This is a genomic window from Stenotrophomonas sp. GD03877 (assembly GCF_029840555.1).
In the GTDB taxonomy this organism is placed as follows: Bacteria; Pseudomonadota; Gammaproteobacteria; order Xanthomonadales; family Xanthomonadaceae; genus Stenotrophomonas; species Stenotrophomonas geniculata.
The window spans coordinates 14,312-34,031 of the sequence record NZ_JAOCCT010000018.1; the positions used below are offsets into that span (position 1 = coordinate 14,312).

At 67.4% G+C, this 19,720-nt stretch carries 17 protein-coding genes; 8 read left to right on the forward strand and 9 right to left on the reverse strand.

The features are described from left to right. Positions 1–236: 236 nt before the first annotated feature. The 8 genes from tsf to N5D20_RS14225 all read right to left on the reverse strand — a co-directional run bounded on the left by tsf (position 237) and on the right by N5D20_RS14225 (position 8,039). Positions 237–1,112, reverse strand: a complete 876-nt coding sequence (tsf, locus tag N5D20_RS14190; RefSeq protein ID WP_010486320.1) for a translation elongation factor Ts — start codon at positions 1,110–1,112, stop codon at positions 237–239. Positions 1,113–1,238: 126 nt separating this feature from the next. After that, positions 1,239–2,045, reverse strand: coding sequence for a 30S ribosomal protein S2 (gene rpsB / locus N5D20_RS14195; RefSeq protein ID WP_005408748.1), 807 nt, complete (start codon positions 2,043–2,045; stop codon positions 1,239–1,241). Between the two features lie 220 nt (positions 2,046–2,265). After that, entirely contained in the window at positions 2,266–2,964 is a 699-nt protein-coding gene (locus tag N5D20_RS14200; RefSeq protein WP_279915173.1) for a molecular chaperone, read from the reverse strand. Beyond that, the gene (locus N5D20_RS14205; protein WP_010486315.1) at positions 2,964–3,182 is read right to left on the reverse strand and encodes a hypothetical protein; all 219 of its coding nucleotides are present in this window, start codon (positions 3,180–3,182) and stop codon (positions 2,964–2,966) included. Before N5D20_RS14205 ends, N5D20_RS14200 begins: the two co-directional genes overlap by 1 nt. A gap of 160 nt (positions 3,183–3,342) precedes the next feature. Next, the gene (locus tag N5D20_RS14210; RefSeq protein ID WP_279915174.1) at positions 3,343–4,380 is read right to left on the reverse strand and encodes a spore coat U domain-containing protein; all 1,038 of its coding nucleotides are present in this window, start codon (positions 4,378–4,380) and stop codon (positions 3,343–3,345) included. Continuing rightward, on the reverse strand, positions 4,377–6,752 hold the full coding sequence (locus N5D20_RS14215; protein WP_279915175.1) for a fimbria/pilus outer membrane usher protein: 2,376 nt from the start codon (positions 6,750–6,752) through the stop codon (positions 4,377–4,379). The genes N5D20_RS14210 and N5D20_RS14215 overlap by 4 nt, the downstream gene beginning before the upstream one ends. Before the next feature lie 7 nt (positions 6,753–6,759). Then, complete coding sequence (locus tag N5D20_RS14220; RefSeq protein WP_197654553.1) at positions 6,760–7,509, reverse strand: molecular chaperone; 750 nt, start codon at positions 7,507–7,509, stop codon at positions 6,760–6,762. After that, entirely contained in the window at positions 7,509–8,039 is a 531-nt protein-coding gene (locus tag N5D20_RS14225) for a spore coat U domain-containing protein (RefSeq protein ID WP_010486309.1), read from the reverse strand. The genes N5D20_RS14220 and N5D20_RS14225 overlap by 1 nt, the downstream gene beginning before the upstream one ends. 173 nt (positions 8,040–8,212) lie before the next feature. On the opposite strand from N5D20_RS14225, the gene map reads away from it, so the two are divergent. The 6 genes from map to dapE are packed head-to-tail and all read left to right on the forward strand — an operon-like array spanning position 8,213 to position 15,145. Next, positions 8,213–9,055 carry a type I methionyl aminopeptidase gene (gene map, locus N5D20_RS14230; protein WP_088479673.1) on the forward strand — a complete coding sequence of 281 codons (843 nt, stop codon included), beginning with the start codon at positions 8,213–8,215 and terminating at the stop codon, positions 9,053–9,055. A 2-nt stretch (positions 9,056–9,057) separates the two neighbouring features. After that, positions 9,058–11,685, forward strand: a complete 2,628-nt coding sequence (locus tag N5D20_RS14235) for a [protein-PII] uridylyltransferase (protein ID WP_279915177.1) — start codon at positions 9,058–9,060, stop codon at positions 11,683–11,685. Next, positions 11,685–12,749 carry a 2,3,4,5-tetrahydropyridine-2,6-dicarboxylate N-succinyltransferase gene (gene dapD / locus N5D20_RS14240; protein ID WP_049436487.1) on the forward strand — a complete coding sequence of 355 codons (1,065 nt, stop codon included), beginning with the start codon at positions 11,685–11,687 and terminating at the stop codon, positions 12,747–12,749. The genes N5D20_RS14235 and dapD overlap by 1 nt, the downstream gene beginning before the upstream one ends. Before the next feature lie 2 nt (positions 12,750–12,751). Further along, positions 12,752–13,618, forward strand: coding sequence for a hypothetical protein (locus N5D20_RS14245; protein WP_197579188.1), 867 nt, complete (start codon positions 12,752–12,754; stop codon positions 13,616–13,618). 31 nt (positions 13,619–13,649) lie between these two features. After that, positions 13,650–14,021, forward strand: a complete 372-nt coding sequence (locus tag N5D20_RS14250; protein ID WP_197579187.1) for an arsenate reductase — start codon at positions 13,650–13,652, stop codon at positions 14,019–14,021. Further along, on the forward strand, positions 14,018–15,145 hold the full coding sequence (gene dapE / locus N5D20_RS14255; RefSeq protein WP_197579186.1) for a succinyl-diaminopimelate desuccinylase: 1,128 nt from the start codon (positions 14,018–14,020) through the stop codon (positions 15,143–15,145). The genes N5D20_RS14250 and dapE overlap by 4 nt, the downstream gene beginning before the upstream one ends. Before the next feature lie 123 nt (positions 15,146–15,268). Here the strand turns inward: dapE and N5D20_RS14260 are convergent, their stop codons facing one another. Continuing rightward, positions 15,269–16,147 carry an SEL1-like repeat protein gene (locus tag N5D20_RS14260; RefSeq protein ID WP_197579185.1) on the reverse strand — a complete coding sequence of 293 codons (879 nt, stop codon included), beginning with the start codon at positions 16,145–16,147 and terminating at the stop codon, positions 15,269–15,271. Positions 16,148–16,484: 337 nt separating this feature from the next. On the opposite strand from N5D20_RS14260, the gene asnB reads away from it, so the two are divergent. Next, positions 16,485–18,176, forward strand: a complete 1,692-nt coding sequence (asnB, locus tag N5D20_RS14265; RefSeq protein WP_197579184.1) for an asparagine synthase B — start codon at positions 16,485–16,487, stop codon at positions 18,174–18,176. Between the two features lie 106 nt (positions 18,177–18,282). Beyond that, positions 18,283–19,665, forward strand: a complete 1,383-nt coding sequence (locus tag N5D20_RS14270) for a cation:proton antiporter (protein WP_197579183.1) — start codon at positions 18,283–18,285, stop codon at positions 19,663–19,665. Positions 19,666–19,720 lie beyond the last annotated feature (55 nt).

Below are 19,720 nucleotides of genomic sequence, written 5' to 3' on the forward strand. Positions count from 1 at the left end.
GGACAAGAATACCTAGGAATGCATCACAGTCCGCGATTTTCGTTCCTGCTATGTGACTGTGGATTCCCTGCGCCGAGTATCGGCTTGATTCGCGCGCAACGCAAAGGTGCCGGTGTGCGCGGCGTCGGTGTGCGCAACAACAGTTGGAGCATGAGCCTCCCATTGTCCCGGGCATAAAAAAAGAGCCGCGGATTCCCGCGGCTCCTTCTGGTCGCTTCGCAGCCGGAAGGCTGGAATCAGACCTGCATCGCCTTGGCAACTTCAGCGGCGTAGTCTTCCACCACCTTCTCGATGCCTTCGCCGACGATCAGCAGCTTGAAGCCAGCCACGTCGGCGCCAGCGGCCTTGACCACCTGCTCGACGGTGGTGTCGCCCAGCACGTAGGTCTGGCCGTACAGGGTCACGTCGCTGACGATCTTGTTGATCTTGCCGCTGATGATCTTTTCCAGGATCTCGGCCGGCTTGGCCTTGTCCTTTTCGGACATCTTGGCCAGCTCGATTTCCTTTTCCTTTTCGACGAAGTCGGCCGGAACGTCCGACGCCTTGTTGTGCGGCGGCTTCAGGGCAGCCACGTGCATCGCCAGGCCACGGGCCAGCTCGACGTCGCCGCCGATCAGGTCGACCAGTACGCCAACCTTGCCGTTGGTGTGGACGTAGGCACCGATGTTGCCGGTGGTGTCGACCTTGACCATGCGGCGGATCTGGATGTTCTCACCCAGGGTCTGCACGGCGGTGGCGCGGGCTTCTTCAACGGTGCGGCCATCGGCCAGCTTGGCAGCCTTCACGGCTTCCACGTCGGTGGCCCCCGATGCCAGGGCAGCGGCAGCGACGGCGTTGACGAAGGACTTGAAGTTGTCGTCGTTGGCGACGAAGTCGGTTTCCGAGTTGACTTCGACCAGCACGGCCTTGCCGCCATCCTGGGCCAGGCCCAGACGGCCTTCGGCGGCCACGCGGTCAGCCTTCTTGTCGGCCTTGGCGGCGCCGGACTTGCGCATGGCTTCAGCAGCAGCGTCGATGTCGCCGTTGGCTTCGGTGAGCGCCTTCTTGCATTCCATCATGCCGGCGCCGGTGCGCTCGCGCAGTTCCTTGACCAGGGAAGCAGTGATTTCCACGGGATTACCTCACGAAAGAAAGGGGTTGGGCCGGCATGGTGGCCGGCCCGTGTGACACGGTCCTGTCACGCGCCAAAGGCTGCGTGCAGGGAGGGTGGACGCCGGGCGTCCACCCCGGGGCCTGGATCAGGCCTGGGCGTCGTCGCCCTTCTTGGCAGCCTTCTTGGCCGGAGCGCGGCGGGCCGGCTTCTCTTCGCCTTCAGCAGCGGCTTCAGCGAACTCTTCCTCACGCACCGAAGCAGCGTGCGGAGCAGCAGCCTTGCCTTCCAGCACGGCGTCGGCAGCGGCGCGGGCGTACAGCTGCACAGCGCGGATGGCGTCGTCGTTGCCCGGGATGGCGTAGTCCACCAGTTCCGGGTTGTAGTTGGTGTCGACCACGGCGATGACCGGGATGCCCAGCTTCTTGGCTTCCTTGATCGCGATGTCTTCGTGGCCGATGTCGATCACGAAGATGGCGTCCGGCAGACGGTTCATGTCCTTGATGCCGCCCAGCGAGGCTTCCAGCTTGTCGCGCTCGCGACGCAGGCCCAGCACTTCGTGCTTGACCAGCTTCTCGAAGGTGCCGTCGGTTTCACCGGCTTCCAGTTCCTTCAGGCGGGCAACAGACTGCTTGACGGTACGGAAGTTGGTCAGGGTGCCGCCCAGCCAGCGCTGGTTCATGAACGGCATGCCGCAACGCTCGGCTTCTTCCTTGATGGTTTCGCGGGCGCTGCGCTTGGTGCCCAGGAACAGGACGGTGCCGCGCTTCTGGGCAACCGACGAGATGAAGTTCATCGCGTCGTTGAACAGCGGGACGGTCTTTTCCAGGTTGATGATGTGGATCTTGCCGCGGGCGCCGAAGATGTACGGAGCCATCTTCGGGTTCCAGTAGCGGGTCTGGTGGCCGAAGTGGACGCCGGCTTCCAGCATCTGACGCATGGTGACCTGGGGCATTGCAATACTCCTGATATGGAACCAGCGATTCCGCCCGCGGGGATAGGTATGCGGGACGCGTGGAAGCGCGATCGGTTCCGGGGTTGGGCTTCCCTGTTGCCTCCGTGGCCGAACTCCTTGCGGAGCACCCCGGCACGGATGGGGGCAGCAGGTGTGGATTCACCGGTGACGTCCGGTGTGGACGGTCTCCCGCGCACGCAGGCGGCAGGAATCCGGTCGATTATAGCCCGCTCGGTGCGCTCGCTGCAATTGCCGGGTCCGGCACGGTCAGATCGACCACGCGGCCGTCCTGCAGCCGGGCCTGGAAATGGCCACGGGCATAGCCGTCGGCATGGGCGGGGAGGGCCCAGCGACGCTCCCGGCCCGCCAGCAGGTAGCCGGCCAGTCCCGGCAGCAGCAGGGTGCGGCGGCCATCGTCGGCGACGAACGCAAGATCGTGCAGGCGGGCGTGTACGGTACCTGCGTTGCTCAATCGCAGAAAGGGATGTGACGTACCGGGTTCGATCCCGGCATGCAGCTCCGGCCACGCCAAGGGCATGGCGTGGCCCCTGAACAAGGGCAGCGAGTACCGTGGCAGGTCCGGTTCAGTGGGAGCCAGAAGCACCCGGTAGGCCTGCTCGACGGCAATGGGCGACCTGTCCCGGGGCAGCAGCCAGATGCGTTGGCGGGTGCCGGGCGGGAGGCCGAGCCGGGCAGGGCTGGCCAGGATCTGGTCGCTGGGCCGCAGCTTTTCCGCGTCGGCCTGCTGTTCCCAGGCCAGGATCCGAACCTCGCCCTGCCAGCGGCCGGGACCGGGGTTGTACAGCCACAGCTCGCTGTGTCCCCCTTCGGCTGGCAGCTGCAGGGTGGTCGGCACCAGGTCCAGCGCCGACGCGGGCAGCGCCAGCAGCAGTACCAGCAGGCTCAGCAGGGTACGCATCAGTAGATGACGGTCACGGCGGGCGCCGCGTCGTCGCTGTCGGCCGGCGGCGCGAGATCGCGGATCTGTTGCGGAAGCTCGGGCGCGTCGCTGCGCTTGTGCGGTGCCGCGCATCGGGTGTTGCCGGCATCACCGCTGCAGCCCTCGACCACGGTCAGCCGGATCTGCAGGGGTGTGCTGCCGGGATCGGCCCACGCGGGCGTACTGGCGACCAGCATCGCCCCGATCAGAAGTGCGCGAACCACCTGCCATCCACCGTGCTGTAGGACCCGTTGCGCGGTATCGGCAGGTTGCGCCGGAACTGTAGAGCCGAGCCCATGCTCGGCTTGCCGGATGCCAGAAAATGAAGCCGAGCATGGGCTCGGCTCCACAGGGGACTCAATAGGTGATCGTCACCTGCACCAGATCGTTGTAGGTACCGGCCGCGGGCTGGCCGGTGACCGGCGGCACCCGGCCATAGATGGTCAGCTGCTGCGCGCTGCCACTTCCGGTGCCGCCAACGGTATCGACGTTGAGGGTACTACCCCAGCGCAGGCTGCGCGCGGCATCGCGGTACAGCTCATAGGGGAGGTAGTAGGTGCCGCTGCCAATGGTGGTGGCCATGCGCCGGGTGGTGGAGGCGCCGGGGTTGTTCTGGCCATTGTTGAGGCTGATCTGGTAGGCAGTGTTCTTCAGGCAGGTCAGCGTGAGCGTGGCGGTCCGGTCGATGTTGGCGGGAATGCTACCGGTGACGTTGCCGAAGTCCATGCTGGTGGTGACGTAGCTGCCGCATTGCGGCAGCACGTTGGCAGTGGCGGTGAAGCTGAATGCCCCACTGGCGCTGTTGGTGCCGGTCGCGCCGCCGTTGCAGGTGGCCGGCACGGTGGCGGTGCCGAGCAGGACTTCGTTCCAGGCCCAGGTAAGCACCACGTTGGCGCCGCTGAAGGTGCTGCTGTAGGCACCCGAAGTGAGGATCTGGTTGGCAGGGATCTGCGCGAACAATTGCACGGACTGCGCACCGCTGCCGCCGGTCAGCAGCGGCACGCTGTAGCTCATGGTCAGTTCCTGCGCGGGTGGCGTGCCGCGCGGCACCAGGCCGGTGGCCTGGCTGTAGCTGGCGGTGTTGTACAACTGGAAGTTCATGGTGTCGCTGGTGGAGGTGGACATCGTGCGGAAGGTGGAGCTGCTGCCGCCGCCACTGCCGGCGCCGATACCCACGCAGACGCGGACGCCGGTGGTGGCCAGCAGGCTCAGTGCGGCGGTGGTGCAGGTCACCGTGATGTTCAGCGTTGCCGCTGTAGGGCCGGGAGCGTTGCTGTTGATGTTGCCGAATGGCAGGGTCGGGTTCGCGATTGCCGTGCAGACCGCTGTCGCCCGGGCCGGCAGTGCCGCGAGCAGGCCGGCGACCAGCAGCACGCCGAGCAGCAGCACCCTCACGGCGCGACCTCCGGAATGCACTGCAGCGGTGCCGGCTTCGGCCGGGCGCCAGACGCCACCACCTTGGGCTGGTCGGGTACCTTCACCCGGCACTGGCCGCGGCTGGTGGTGATGTACAGCACGCTGCCGGCAGCGATGTCTTCCAGGTACAGCAGGCCGTCATAGCCCACCGTGGCCTGGCGTCCATCGGGCAGCTGCACTTCGCTGCCCACTTCCAGTGGCTGCCCGTCCATGCTCTGAAGCGTCAGGCTCAGAGAGGGACGTGAGCGCAACTGGAATGTCACGTGGGTACCGGCGCGCTGGCGCGGCGTCACCCAGTCCTCGATGCGGTCGGCACGCATCGCCTCGGGCAGGTCCAGGGTGTCGATCGAGACCCGGTTGCGCTGCCAGGACAGCAGCGGGCTGACCAGCAACAGGCCACGATCATCGGTGACGCCGATCAGGCGGTTCTCCAGACGCACCGGCACGCCGCCGACGCCGTTGGTGCTGATCACCGCGAACGCGTCCGAGACCTCGCGGGTGGCGAACGCGTGCCCGCTCATCCAGACCAGGCTGCCACTGGCGCTGCCGTAGGCATAGTTGAGCCCGCCCTGGCGCGAGGCGCCGAACGAATAGCGGCCGATGTCATTGAGGATGCCGACTTCGGCCAGGCCGCCGTTGCCGTCCTCGCCGTGGCGCACCTGCGCGCGCCAGCCGATGCCGCCTGCACTCCCATCACCGGGCACCGGCTGGGTGACGTCGGCCACCCAGGTCTGGCTGTCGCCGTTGCGCTGGCTGGACAGGCTGGCCTGGCGGTTGTTGCCCAGGCTGGCGGTCACCGACAGATAGATGCTGCGGTCATCACTCTGGTCCAGGTTCTGGTTCACCGACAGGTAGGCCGACCAGCGCTGGCTCCAGGTGCGCGACCAGAACAGGCTGGCATAGCGGTTGTCTTCGCCATCGGGATAGCGCAGGCGCAGGTAGCTGGCGCTGAGCGTGCCCAGCCGCAGCAGATCCAGCCCGACCGTGGCCTGTTCGCTGATGCTCGGCGGCAGGTTGCCCTGCAGCGCGCCGAGGTCACGGTAGTCGCCGTGGCTGCGCACGCTGCGCAGGTTGACGTTGAGACGGCGGTTGTTCCAGCTGTAACCCAGTGCCCACTGCCCGCCCTGCAGGCCGTGATGGTTGCTGTGCGCGTAGGCCGCATTGAACACGCCGGCGCCGCCCAGCAGCCACCAGCCGCCGATGCCGGCCTGGGCCAGGCCACCTCCGCCCTCGGCATGCGCTTCACCGGTGAAGGTATCGCTGATGCCGCCGCGCCAGCTGGCACTGGCCACAGTGCGATCGTCGTAGGCGAAGGAGCGCTGGCCGAAGTCCTGGCGCAGGTGGCCGACGCCGACCGACCAGTCGGACAGTCCCTTGGCCAGCAGTTGCTGGGTGCCATAGAAACTGAAATCCAGTGTCTGCATGCGGCCGAATGCGTCGGTGACCACGACCTGTGCGTTGCCGGTGCCGCTGATGCCTGGCTGCGCGGCCAGCTGGAACGGACCGACCGGGACCTGGCCGCTGTACTGGCGCAGGCCGTCGACATACAGCTCGACGGTGGAGGGCACCACGGCCTGGCCGAGGAAGCTGGGCGTGGGAGTGAGCACGCGATACGGCTGCAGGCCGTAGTTGCGGCCGATCTGCAGGCCGCCCAGGCGCACCGGGCGGGTCCAGTCGACGAAGCCGCTGTAGAAATCGCCGACCTCCAGCGTCATCGCCTTGTCGGGGAAATCCAGGCTCCAGCGCGTATCCAGGCGCACGCTCTCACCGCGCCAGCGACGATCGCCGGGCTGCTGGTAGCGTCGGCTGACCGCGGTGTTTTCGAAGGTGCCGTTGCCGACGCCGAACAGGCGCAGTTCCGAGCTCAGGCTGAGGTTGCCGAGCGTATCCACCCGGCTGCCATACACGTCATAGTTGAGCAGCAGTCCGGGTGAGGCACTGCCTGCAGGGGCGCGCGTCTGCGGGCGGCTGAGCACGGTAGTCGGCAGGGTCAGCTGGTCCAGCGGCACGTCCAGCGCCAGGGTCTGCAGGCGTGCGTCATAGCGCACCACCGCGCCGCTGATCTGGTCCAGGTACACCGGTGCATCGCCGTTGGCGTTGAAGCCGAGCTGGCGCAGCACGTCGGGGCTGGCCTGCAGGCGGCCACGGTTCTCGATGAAAGGCATCAGGCCGCGTGGGGTGCTGTTGAGCGCCACGTCCAGGTACAGCGTCTGGTTGGCGGTCAATGGTGTGGGCGGTGGCAGGATCGCATCGGCGGAGATGCCTGATACATCGGCGGCGGTGGCCGCTGCACCGGACACATCGGCGGCTTGGATCGCCGCAGGAGCCAGGGCAGCAAGCAGCGCACCCATCAACGCCTCAGCGAGCCGATGGAGGCGACAGCGGCGTCTGTTCCGACTCGCCATTGAGCTTGGCCGTGATCTGGTCGTTGTCGCGGTCGATCGCCGTGCGCTCGATCGGCCAGCGCATCACCTGCCCGGGCAGCACGTATCCCAGCAGTCCGGGATGCACGATGCGCGGGCGCGTGGCACTACCCAGCGCGAGATCGGCGATCTGCGCATAGCTGTTGCCCGCGTTGGCCACCTCGACGCCGTTGCGGCCATCGGGCAACTGCACCAGGCGGGCCTGCAGCTGCGGCGCAAGCTTGCCGGCGGTGGGCTGCACGAACACCGGTATCGAATAGCGCAGCACGAACTGCATCCCTTCGGCACGGGTGGCCAGATCGGGCACCTCGTCGACGATCAATCGGTAATGCTGCTGTGCAGGCGGTGGCGTCCTGTCCGGACGCATCACCCGGACCAGCTGCTGCTGTCCGGCAGCCAGTTCCTGCATCGGCGGGGTGACCACCAGCCCATCGGTGGGCAACAGTTGTTCCTGCCCGTCCTGCTGCACCCAGCGGAACACCCGCACCTGCAGCTTCACCGGCGAGGTGCCGCTGTTGGTCAGCCAAAGCTCGCCGGCGCGCTGGCGCGCTTCCAGCTGCAGGCTGGTCGGGGCGACCTGCAGGCTGGTGGCTTCGACCGGGGCGGCGAGTACCTGGCTCAGGACGAGCAGCGCCACGCCGGTGGCGCGCCACGGGCGGGGTCGGGCCATGCGGGCGTGCTCCATCAATAGGTGATCGTGGCGGTAACCGTATCCAGGTAGTTGCCGGTCGCCGGGTTGTTCGTACTGAGGTTCAGGATCTGGCCGTAGACGATGTAGGGCACGGCGAGCCCGGTGCCGATGCCAGCCTGGGTGTTGGTGCCGGAGGTGGCACCCCAGACCAGGGTGTGTGCGGCGTCCTGGTAGAGCTGGTAGCCGACGTAGTTGTTGGCGGTCACCGCGGCGTTGGTGTTCTTCATCCGGCGGGTGGTGACGTCATTGGCGGTGCTGGCGTTGGCACCTGCATTCAGTGAAATCGTGTACGGGGTCAGTGCCGAGCACTGGGCGGTGACCGTGCCCTGGCCCAGGGTGGGGGTCGCCGTGGTCGAGGCGGCGGTGCCGAAGTCGACGTTGGTGGCCGCCGCGGCGGTGATGGTGCAGGCCTTGGTGACCACCAGGGTGACATTGAAGGTGGTGGTGTCTGCGGCCAGGGCCGGGCTGGACAGCAGAACCCCGGTCAAAGCCCAGGCAAGCGGGGAACGAAGCGCGGATCGCATGGACAACCTCCCTGACCCGAAGGTCCGTTGAACAAGGCGAAGGCGGCACGTTCGGCACCGCTTCGGCGACGGTGACCCCAGCTTAGGTGGCGTAAGTGTCTGTATTCCGTGATAAATGAGGAGGCGAAAGGGTGGCGGGGGTCACGCTTTCACTTTCCTTGCCGGAACCGTGCATGGCCCGGATCGCCAGTTGGGTGGCGTTCGTTCAGATTGTGGCCGGATCGGCGATAATGGCGGCCATGAGCGTGAATCTGAAAACCCCGCAGGAAATCGAGATGATGCGAATCGCCGGCCGCCTGGCCAGCGAAGTGCTCGACATCGTCACCCCCCACGTCAAGCCCGGTGTCACCACCGAGGAACTGGACCGCATCTGCCACGACCACATCGTGAACGTGCAGGGCGCCATTCCGGCCAACGTCGGCTACCGCGGCTTCCCCAAGACCGTGTGCACCTCGGTCAACAACGTCATCTGCCATGGCATCCCCAGCGAAGGGAAGGTGCTCAAGGATGGCGACATCATCAACATCGACGTCACCGTCATCAAGGATGGCTGGCACGGCGACACCAGCCGCATGTTCTTCGTCGGCACCCCGTCGGTGATGGCCCGCCGCCTGGTGGAAACCACCTACGAAGCGATGTGGCGCGGCATCCGCGCGGTGCGCCCGGGCGCCACCCTGGGCGACATCGGCCATGCCATCCAGAGCTATGCCGAAGGCGAGCGTTTCAGCGTGGTGCGCGAGTACTGCGGCCACGGCATCGGCAAGGTCTACCACGATGAGCCGCAGGTGGTGCATTACGGCCGCCCGGGCCAGGGCCTGGTGCTGCAGCCGGGCATGACCTTCACCATCGAGCCGATGATCAACGAGGGCACCCGCTACAACAAGGTGCTGCCGGATGGCTGGACCGTGGTGACCAAGGACCGCAAGCTGTCGGCACAGTGGGAGCACATGATCGCGGTCACCGAGACCGGCGTGGACGTGCTGACCCTGTCGCCGGGCGAGTCGCAGGTCTCCTGAGGATGCTGCCGGCGAGTTCGCTGCTGGACACGCCGGCCGCGTCGCTCAACGACCCGGACTGGGCTGCTGCCGCGCGCCAGGCGCTGCAGCAGGCTGACGCACGCCTGTACCGCCGCTTCGACCAGGGCGACAACATCGAGCGCCTGCTGGCGCTGCGCGCGCGTGCCGCCGACCATCTGATCCGCCTGGCGTGGCAGCGTTGCCTGCCAGCCGATAGCGGGCTGTCGTTGTTCGCGGTGGGGGGCTACGGCCGCGGTGAACTGTTCCCGCGATCGGACATCGACCTGCTGGTGTTCGGTGATCCGCCGGCACAGTTGGCGCATGAATCCGCACTGGCACGCCTGTTCGCACTGCTGTGGGACTGCGGGCTGGCGGTCAGCCATGCGGTGCGTTCGGCGCCGCAGTGCCGTGAGGCGGCGGCGGACCAGACCGTACTGACCGCGCTGATCGAGGCGCGCCCGATCCTGGCCGATGATGCGGCACGCCGCGCGCTGCGCGAGGCCATCGACGATCGGGAATTGTGGCCGGCACGCACCTTTTTCCTGGCCAAGCTGGAAGAGCTGCGCAACCGCCACCAGCGTTTCGGCGACACCGCCGACAACCTGGAGCCGGACCTGAAGGATGGCCCCGGTGGCCTGCGCGATCTCAACACGCTGGGCTGGATGGCACTGCGTGCCTTCGGCGTGCGTGACCTGGAGGCGCTGGTCGGGCTCGGCCATCTGGGCGCCGACGAAGCGGCAGCACTGAAGCGCGAACGTGCGGTGCTGGCGCGGCTGCGTTTCGGCCTGCACCTGGTGGCGCGACGCCCCGAAGAGCGGTTGCGCTTCGATTACCAGAAGACCCTGGCTGCACGCCTGGGCTTTGAAGACGATGCCGAGAATCTCGGTGTCGAGAAGATGATGCAGGGCTTCTACCGCGCCGCGCTGGTGGTGCGCCGGATCAGCGACCGCCTGCTGCAGCGCTTCGAGGAGCAGTTCGACGGCGAGGCGCAGCCGGAGCCGTTGACCGTGGGCTTTTCCCTGCGCCGTGGCTACTTGGCGGCCAACGAAGCCGACTGGCCGCGCGGCGATATCGGCCAGGTGTTCGCACTGTTTGCCAGCTGGGCCAACAATCCGCAGGTGCGCGGCCTGCATTCGCTGACCGCGCGGGCGCTGGCTGAAGCGCTGCCGCTGTTGCCGGCCTACGACCAGGCCGACGCCGATGCGCGCGAGCAGTTCCTGGCGTTGCTGCGCGGCCAGCGCCCGGTCGATACGCTCTCGCGCATGGCACGGCTGGGCGTGCTTGGCCAGTGGATTCCCGCCTTCGCCCAGGTCAGCGGGCGCATGCAGTTCGACCTGTTCCATGTCTACACCGTCGACCAGCACACGCTGATGGTCCTGCGCAACATCGGCCTGTTCGCCAGCAGCCGTGCCGACGAGCGCTTCTCGATCGCGCATGAAGTGTGGCCACGCCTGCGCAAGCCCGAGCTGCTGCTGCTCGCCGGCCTGTTCCATGACATCGCCAAGGGCCGTGGCGGCGACCATTCGGAGCTGGGCGCGGTGGACGCGCGCGCGTTCTGCCAGGCGCATGCGCTGAGCACGTCCGACACCGAACTGGTGGCGTGGCTGGTCGAACAGCACCTGCGCATGTCGGTGACCGCGCAGAAGCAGGACATCGCCGACCCGGAGGTGATCCATCGCTTCGCCACCCTGGTCGGCAGCCGCGATCGCCTGGACTATCTGTACCTGCTGACCTGCGCCGACATCGCCGGCACCAGCCCCAAGCTGTGGAATGCATGGAAGGACCGCCTGCTGGCCGACCTGTACTTCGCCACCCGGCGCGCGTTGCGCGAGGGGCTGGAGCACCCGGTGCCGGCGGCCGAGCGCGTGGCCGAGGCGCGCGACAGCGTGCGCGCGCTGGTGCGCGAGCGGGGTTACGACGATGCCACCATCGACCGCCAGTTCGCGGTGATGCCGGATGAGGGCTTCATCCGCCTGCGCCCTGAGCAGCTGGCCTGGCAGGCCGCCGCGCTGGTGCCGGTGAAGCAGGGCCAGGCGCTGGTGAAGGTACGCCGGATCAGTGTCGACGACCCCGCGCTGGAAGTATTCGTGCATTCGCCGGACCGCGACGGCCTGTTCGCCGCGATCGTGATGACGCTGGACCGCAAGGGCTACGGCATCCACCGCGCACGCGTGCTGGACGGCCCGGCCGATACCATCTTCGATACCTTCGAAGTGAACCCGGCCGATACCTTCGCCGATGGCAGCAGTGCCAACCTGGAAGCGGCGCTGCGCGAGGCACTCAGCGGTGACCTGTCGCGCCTGCGGCCGTCACGCCGGGTGGTACCACGGCAGCTGCGGCACTTCCGCTTCGCGCCGCGCATCGAATTCCGCGATGAGCCGGGCGCAACCCGTTTTGCCCTGGTCGCCCCCGACCGCCCCGGCCTGCTGGCCGATGTGGCGTTCGTGCTGCGCAACCAGGGCCTGCGCGTGCATGATGCGCGCATTGCCACGTTCGGCGAACGCGCCGAAGACACTTTCGTGATCAGTGACGAACACGACCTCCCCCTGACTGAACCTGCCCGGCAGCAGTTGCATGACGCGATGCTGGCCTGCCTGGACCCTGATCGAAACGCCGGAGACCCCGCCTGATGGCCACCAAGCCCGCCAAGAAGACCGCCGCGACCCCCAAGAGCGCAGCGGCCCGGAAACCTGCTGCCGCCGCACCGGCCGCGAAGAAGGCCACTGCGCCGAAGAAGGCCGCTGCGGTGAAGGCCCCGGCGAAGAAAACGGCAGCAGCGAAGAAGGCACCGGCCAGGAGCGCCGAAGCCGTCCGCGCCGAAACCATCGCCCGCAAGTCGCTGCGCAAGCCGTCGGCACCGGGTGTGGAAGAGCTGAAGTTTGGTATCGAGAGCGCCTTCGAGCGCCGTGCCACCTTGACCCTGCACGAGCTGGAAGGCTCGACCAAGCCGCTGGTCAACCGCGTGATCGACGGCCTGGAGAGCGGTGAGTTCCGCGTCGCCGAGCCGGACGGCCAGGGTGGCTGGAAGGTCAACGAGTGGCTGAAGAAGGCCGTGCTGCTGTATTTCCGCGTCAACGACATGGCGGTGGTCGATGCGCGCCCGGCGCCGTTCTGGGACAAGGTCGAATCGCGCTTCGCCGGCTATGACGAAGCGAAGTTCCGCCGCGGCGGCGTGCGCGTGGTGCCGGGCGCGATCGCCCGCCGCGGCACGTACTTCGGCAAGGACGTGGTGCTGATGCCGAGCTTCACCAACATCGGCGCCTACGTCGGCGAAGGCACCATGGTCGACACCTGGGCCACCGTGGGTTCGTGCGCGCAGATCGGCCAGCACTGCCACCTGTCCGGCGGCGCCGGCATCGGCGGCGTGCTGGAGCCGCTGCAGGCCAGCCCGACCATCATCGAGGACCACTGCTTCATCGGTGCCCGTTCGGAGGTGGTGGAAGGCGTGGTCGTCGGTCACCACAGCGTGATCGGCATGGGCGTGTTCCTCAGCCAGAGCACCCGCATCTACAACCGTGCCACCGGCGAAATCACCTACGGCTACATCCCGCCGTACAGCGTGGTGGTGTCCGGCTCGCTGCCGAGCAAGGACGGTACCCATTCGCTGTACTGCGCGGTGATCGTCAAGCAGGTTGATGCCAAGACCCGCAGCAAGACCAGCGTCAACGACCTGCTGCGCGGCCTGGCCGACTGAAGGTGGCTGCGCCGGAAGATCTGGCGCAGTCCGCGATCTACCGGCATCCGTCCGACACCCTGTTCGGGCGGATGCTGCCGCGCCTGCTGCACGCCCCGCGCTGGGCCCGGCTGCGCCGCGCACTATCGAGGCGCTGGCCGATGCCGGCGCTGGTCAGCGATGTGCGCGATGTGGTCTACGTGAGCTGGTGGGTCGACGTGCGCCACGCGCCGATGCCACCGCCAGGCCATCATTACGTGGTCCATGCCGGACGTACGCCTTACACCATCCTCAGTTACCGTCACGGCCACTTCGGGCCGGCGTTGGCCGGGCCGCTGCGTTCCCTGATGCCGTCTCCAAGGCAGAGCAACTGGCGCTGGTACCTGCGTCGTGACGATGCTCCGGACGGGACACCGGTGGTGCTGTTCGACCGCAACGTGATGGACCAGCTGCCCTTCGTCGCCGGCGCGCGTGCCTTCAGCGATGCCATGCAGCCGCATCTGTCCACCCGCTTCGAACATGCGGTGCGCGCCGATGGCGGTGGGCATACCCGGATCGAAGGCGGGCAGGGCAGTGCGCCGGAGCTGTACCTGCAGTGGCAGGCTGCTGCGGGCTGGGAGGACGCGGCATGGACGGCGGCTTTCGGTGGCCATCAGGCCCTCCTGCGTTTCCTCACCTGCCAGGACGAGGCCATCGCCCGTACCTGCGACTGTCGCTGGGCCAGCACCCGCATCGCGTTGCCGGTGGAGATCGACCGCCTGCAGCCGCTGCAGCTGGAAGGCGAGCTGCAGTGCCCGCGCCTGCAGGCGATGGGCGTGGCGTTGCACGAGGGGCTGGCCTTCCTGCTGCCACGGGTGCCGTTCCGGGTCGTGTCCGAGCGCCTGTTGTGAGATTCTGGCCCTCTGTTTTCCAGCATCACAGATGGCCATGAGCACCACTGTCTACGGTTTGAAGAACTGCGATACCTGCAAGAAGGCGACCAAGTGGCTGGACCGCTTCGGCGTGCCGTACACCTTCGTCGACTACCGCGAGCACAAGCCGAACCCGGAAACACTGCTGGCATGGGCAGCGCAGCTGGGTGGCCTGGCGGCGATGGTCAACAAGTCCTCCACCACCTGGCGGCAGCTGCCGGACAACCGCAAGGCTGCCGATTCCGAGGCCGAATGGAAGCTGCTGCTGCGCGAGTACCCGCAGCTGATCAAGCGCCCGCTGGTGGTCACCGCCGATGGCGCGGTCAGCCAGGGTTTTAGTGACAACGGCTTCAAGGCCCGCTTCGGCGTGGGTGACGCATGAGCGCGGTCCTCGACCTGACCTGCGAACTGATCGCACGACCCTCGGTGACGCCGGATGATGCTGGCTGCCAGGCACTGCTGGCGGCACGCCTGAAGCAGGCCGGGTTCCAGTGCGATCACCTGCGCCTGGGCGAGGTCGACAACCTGTGGGCGACCCACGGCCAGGGCGCGCCGGTACTGGTACTGCTGGGCCATACCGACGTGGTGCCGACGGGTCCGCGCGAGGCCTGGACCAGCGACCCGTTCACGCCGCAGATCCGCGATGGCGTGCTGTATGGCCGTGGCGCTGCAGACATGAAGGGCAGCGTGGCCGCGTTCGTGGTCGCCGCCGAGCAGTTCGTCGCCGCGCATCCCGATCACCCCGGTACGCTGGCGGTGCTGCTGACCAGCGACGAGGAGGGCGACGCCATCGATGGCGTGCGCCACGTCGCACGGTTGTTCGCCGAACGCGGCCAGCGCATCGACTGGTGCGTCACCGGTGAGCCGTCATCGACCGCGATCCTGGGCGACCTGCTGCGCGTGGGGCGTCGTGGCAGCCTGTCGGCCAAGCTGCGCGTGCAGGGCGTGCAGGGCCACGTGGCGTATCCGGAAAAGGCACGCAACCCGATTCACCAGGCGGCTCCGGCGCTGGCCGAACTGAGTGCGCGGCGCTGGGACGAAGGCTACGAGAGCTTTCCGCCGACCAGCCTGCAGATCTCCAACATCCACGCCGGCACCGGTGCCAACAACGTGATTCCCGGCGAGCTCGAAGTGGATTTCAACATCCGCTACAACCCGCACTGGGATGCGCCGAAGCTGGAGGCGGAGATCACCGCACTGCTGGACCGGCATGGCCTGCAGTACACGCTGAAGTGGCACCGCAGCGGTGAGCCGTTCTACACCCCGGAAGGCATGCTGCGCGCCACCGCACGTGCAGTGCTGGCCGAGCACATCGGCCGTGCCCCGGAAGAAAGCACCGGCGGCGGCACGTCCGATGCTCGTTTCATCGCGCCGCTGGGTGCGCAGTGCATCGAAGTGGGGCCGGTGAACGCCAGCATCCACCAGGTGGACGAGAACGTGCGCGTGGACGATCTGGAAGCGTTGCCGGGGCTGTACCAGCGCCTGGTGGAACGGCTGCTGGCGTGAGCCTGCGACGGTGGGTGCCGACCGTTGGTCGGCACGCCCCCCGCCGGAGCTACATCTCTGTAGAGCCGAGCCATGCTCGGCTGATGTCTACCGGCAGAAGCAGCCGAGCATGGCTCGGCTCCACTATTCCGAAAAGAGGAAGAACGGCGGCTCGACCGCCTTCTTCCAGTAACTCGGCGCCGCCATGTAGAAGCGCTGCGCCTCGGCCTTGGCAAACCAGCGCGCCGCCGCCTCGGTGTCCTTCTCCACCCCCGGCGCGCTGCGGCCCAGCAGCAGCCCGGCGAAGTACTGGCCGAACACATTGCCCTTCTCACCGGCGCGCTGGTACAGCTGCAGCGCACGCGCCGGATCGCGCGGCAGTCCCATGCCCCCCTCCAGCAGCGCGCCCAGGTCTACCTGCGCTTCGGCATCGCCACGCTCGGCACGGCGCTGGATCTGCGCAACCCGCGGATGCACGGTGTCATCCTGCGCGGCCACCGCATCCGGCAGTCGCGACGACGAACTCGGGTATCGCTTGTAGATCATTTCGCGCAGGTCCCAGCGCAGCGCCTGTTGCGCGTCGCCACGCTGACGATAGGCCTTGGCGAGTTCGTAGAACGCATAGGGATTGCCGTGGTAGGCCGCCGCCAGATAGGCGCGTTCGCCACGTCGCCAGGATGCGCGCAGCACCGGTGCCGGGTTGATGTGGGGGCTGTCGGCATGGCGCAGCGTGCCGGAGATCCAGATCCGGCCCAGTGCTTCTTCCGCCTTGGTGTTGTGGAAGGTCCAGGGGGCGACCGCTGCGGCACGCTCGTAGTAGGCGATGGCGCGCGGATCGTTGAAGCGCTCGAAGGTTTGCGCGGTATCGAAGGCACCCTCGAAGCTGCCGTCGGTGCCGCGTTGTTCCAATGCCTGCTGCTGGGACTGCGGCAGCGTAGAAGGCGGGGGCAGGGTCTGGCAGGCCGCCAGGCCCAGGCAGAGCAGGGCGGTCAGTGCGCCGGTGCGTCCATTGCGGTGTTGCATTCCTGTTACACGGTTCAGGGCGCGCCATTATGCGCCTCAGGCGTGGTTGCCGACGCAACTGTTGCGCCGCGCCGGAAACCGGGGTAGGGTCGATGCCATGTCGATCCGCCTGGCCACCGCCGTCAATAACAACAACCGCAATAATCTGCGCGCGAATAATCGTGCGCGGCCGATGCGGGACTGCGCCCTGGGTAGATAGACAGCAACACACGCCCGGACACCAGAAAACCCGCATCAGCCGATGCGGGTTTTTTTGTGCCCGGGCGCCGCCCACCCGGGCCTGGATGGCCGGTCGAACACCTTCCCATCCGTGAAATCCCCCAACAGGAGCTCCCCCATGTGTTCGATCTTCGGAATCTTCGGCCTGCAGGCCGGTGACGATCTTCCTTCCCTGCGCCGCCATGCGCTGGAACTGTCGCAGCGCCAGCGCCACCGTGGCCCGGACTGGAGCGGCGTGTACCTCGACGAAGGCGCGCTGCTGGTCCACGAGCGGTTGGCCATCGTCGACCCGGCCGGTGGTTCGCAGCCGCTGCTGTCGGCCGATGGCCAGCTGGCGCTGGCGGTCAACGGCGAAATCTACAACCACCAGCAACTGAAGGCCGCGCTGACTACCGCCTACGACTTCCAGACCGGTTCGGACTGTGAAGTGATCAACGCGCTGTACCGCCAGGGCCGATCGCCGGCGCAGTGGCTGGAGCAGCTCAACGGCATCTTTGCCTTCGCCCTGTGGGACCGTGACAGCGGCCGCGTGCTGGTGGCGCGCGACCCGGTCGGCGTGGTGCCGCTGTACTGGGGCCACGATGCCCAGGGGCGGCTGCGCGTGGCGTCGGAAATGAAGGCGCTGGTCGACACCTGCGCCGACGTCGCGCAGTTCCCGCCGGGCCACTACTTCGACAGTGCCCGTGGTGAGCTGGTGCGCTACTACCAGCAGCCGTGGCGCGACTATGCCGACGTACAGGGCCGCCAGGCCGATCTGGCCGAGCTGCGCCAGGCGTTCGAGCATGCGGTGGAGCGCCAGCTGATGAGCGATGTGCCGTACGGCGTGCTGCTGTCCGGTGGCCTGGACTCATCGCTGGTGGCGGCAGTTGCCGCACGCTACGCGCGTCGCCGCATCGAGGATGGTGGGCAGACCGAAGCCTGGTGGCCGCGGCTGCATTCATTCGCGATCGGTTTGAAGGGCTCGCCCGATCTGGCCGCCGCCGCGATCGCCGCCGAGGCACTCGGCACCGTGCACCACGGCTTCGAATACACCTTCGAAGAAGGCCTGGATGCACTGCCGGAAGTGATCCGCCACATCGAAACCTACGACGTCACCACCATCCGTGCATCGACGCCGATGTTCCTGCTGGCACGACGGATCAAGGCGATGGGCGTGAAGATGGTGCTGTCCGGCGAGGGCAGTGACGAGATCTTCGGTGGCTACCTGTACTTCCACAAGGCGCCGGATGCGCGCGAATTCCACGACGAGCTGGTGCGCAAGCTCGATGCCCTGCACAACTACGATTGCCTGCGTGCCAACAAATCGATGATGGCCTGGGGCGTGGAGCCGCGCGTGCCGTTCCTGGATCGTGAATTCCTCGACGTGGCGATGCGCTTCGATGCCGCGCACAAGATGGTCGGTGCCGGGTTCGGTGGCCGTCGCATCGAGAAGGCGGTGCTGCGCGAGGCATTCGATGGCTACCTGCCGGACAGCATCCTGTGGCGCCAGAAGGAGCAGTTCAGCGATGGCGTCGGCTACGGCTGGATCGACGGGCTGAAGGCGCATGCCGAAGCGCAGGTGAGCGACCGTGTGCTGGCGGCCGCCGACAAGCGCTTCCCGCACAACCCGCCGCAGACCAAGGAGGCGTACTACTACCGCCACCTGTTCGAGCAGTTCTTCCCGAGCCGCGCGGCCGCCGAGACCGTGCCGGGCGGCAAGTCGATCGCCTGTTCGTCGCCGGCGGCCATTGCCTGGGACGCCAGCTTCGCTGCGGCGGCCGACCCTTCCGGCCGCGCGATCGCCGGCGTGCACGAGCAGGCGCTGGCCTAAGCCCAAGAAAAGGGGACGGAGGGGATTAAGTCGTTAGTGGCACAAACGACTTAATCCCCTCCGTCCCCTTTTTGTATGATCGCCCCCTGCGCATTGGGGAATGTTCATGGACGTACAGGCGGGCGGCGGCATGCGGCCCACGAAATGGGGATGGCGTTATCTGGCCTGGGCCGGTGTCCCGCTGCTGGCCGGCGTGCTGCTGGCGCGGTATGCCGGGCCGGCGGCGCCCGAGGCGGTCGCGCGTGCCACGGTTGCTGCCGAAGGCAGCTGGGCGCAGCACCTGGCGTCACCGCTGGGCCTGTTCCTGCTGCAGCTGCTGGTGCTGCTGCTGGTGGCCAAGGGCGCAGGTGCGCTGCTCAAGCGCTTTGGCCAGCCGGCGGTGATCGGCGAGATGGCCGCCGGCCTGATGATGGGGCCGCTGGTCCTTGGCAACCTGTTACCGCAGCTGCATGGTGCCCTGTTCCCGGCCAGTTCGCTGGGCCCGCTGGGCATGCTCAGCCAGCTGGGTGTGCTGATGTTCCTGCTGGTGGCCGGTGCCGAGCTGGACCTGGCGGCGCTGCGCGGGCGCCGGCGTTTCGCCTTCACGGTCAGTCATGCCGGCATCGCGGTGCCGTTCGTGCTCGGCGTCGCCCTCGCAATCTGGCTGTATCCGCAGCACGGCCCGCAGGGCGTAGGCTTCACGGCATTCGCACTTTTCGTTGGTATTTCGATGAGCATCACGGCCTTTCCCGTGCTGCTGCGCATCCTTGCCGACCGCGGTATCACGCAGACGCCGCTGGGGCAGACCGCCATCGCCTGCGCGGCATTGGGCGATGCCACCGCATGGTGCCTGCTGGCGCTGATCGTGGCGGCTGCACAGGCCAGCGGATGGCTTCCGGCCAGCCTCAACCTGCTGTGCGTGGTCGCCTTCGTGGCGCTGATGCTGGGGCTGGTGAAGCCGTGGTTCGCCCGCCAGCAGATCGTGCCGGGCCGTGAAGGGCGCTGGCTGCTCGGCATCCTGCTGCTGTCGCTGGGCAGTGCCCTGATCACCGAGATGCTCGGCATCCATGCGCTGTTCGGTGCATTCGCGGCGGGCGTCGCCGTATCGTCCAACGCGCGGTTGCGCGATCTGTTGATGGCCCGCGTCGAACCATTTGCGGTGACCCTGCTGCTGCCGTTGTTCTTCGCCATGACCGGCCTGCGCATGCGTGCCGATGCGCTGCAGGCCAGCGACATCGTGCTGTGCGCGGTGGTGATCGCAGTAGCCACGGCCGGCAAGTTGCTGGGCACCTTCAGTGCCGCACGCAGCGCGGGCATGCCCACGCGCGAGGCGTGGCGGTTGGGCGCGCTGATGAACACCCGTGGCCTGATGGAGCTGATCGTGCTCAACCTGGGCTACGAGCTGGGCCTGCTCGGCGACCGCCTGTTTGCGGTGCTGGTGATCATGGCGCTGGTGACCACTGCAATGACCGGGCCGCTGCTGAACCTGATCGAGCGGCGTAGAAGCTGACCCGGTAGCGCCGCGCGGGCATTCTGTAGAGCCGAGCCCATGCTCGGCTCTACAG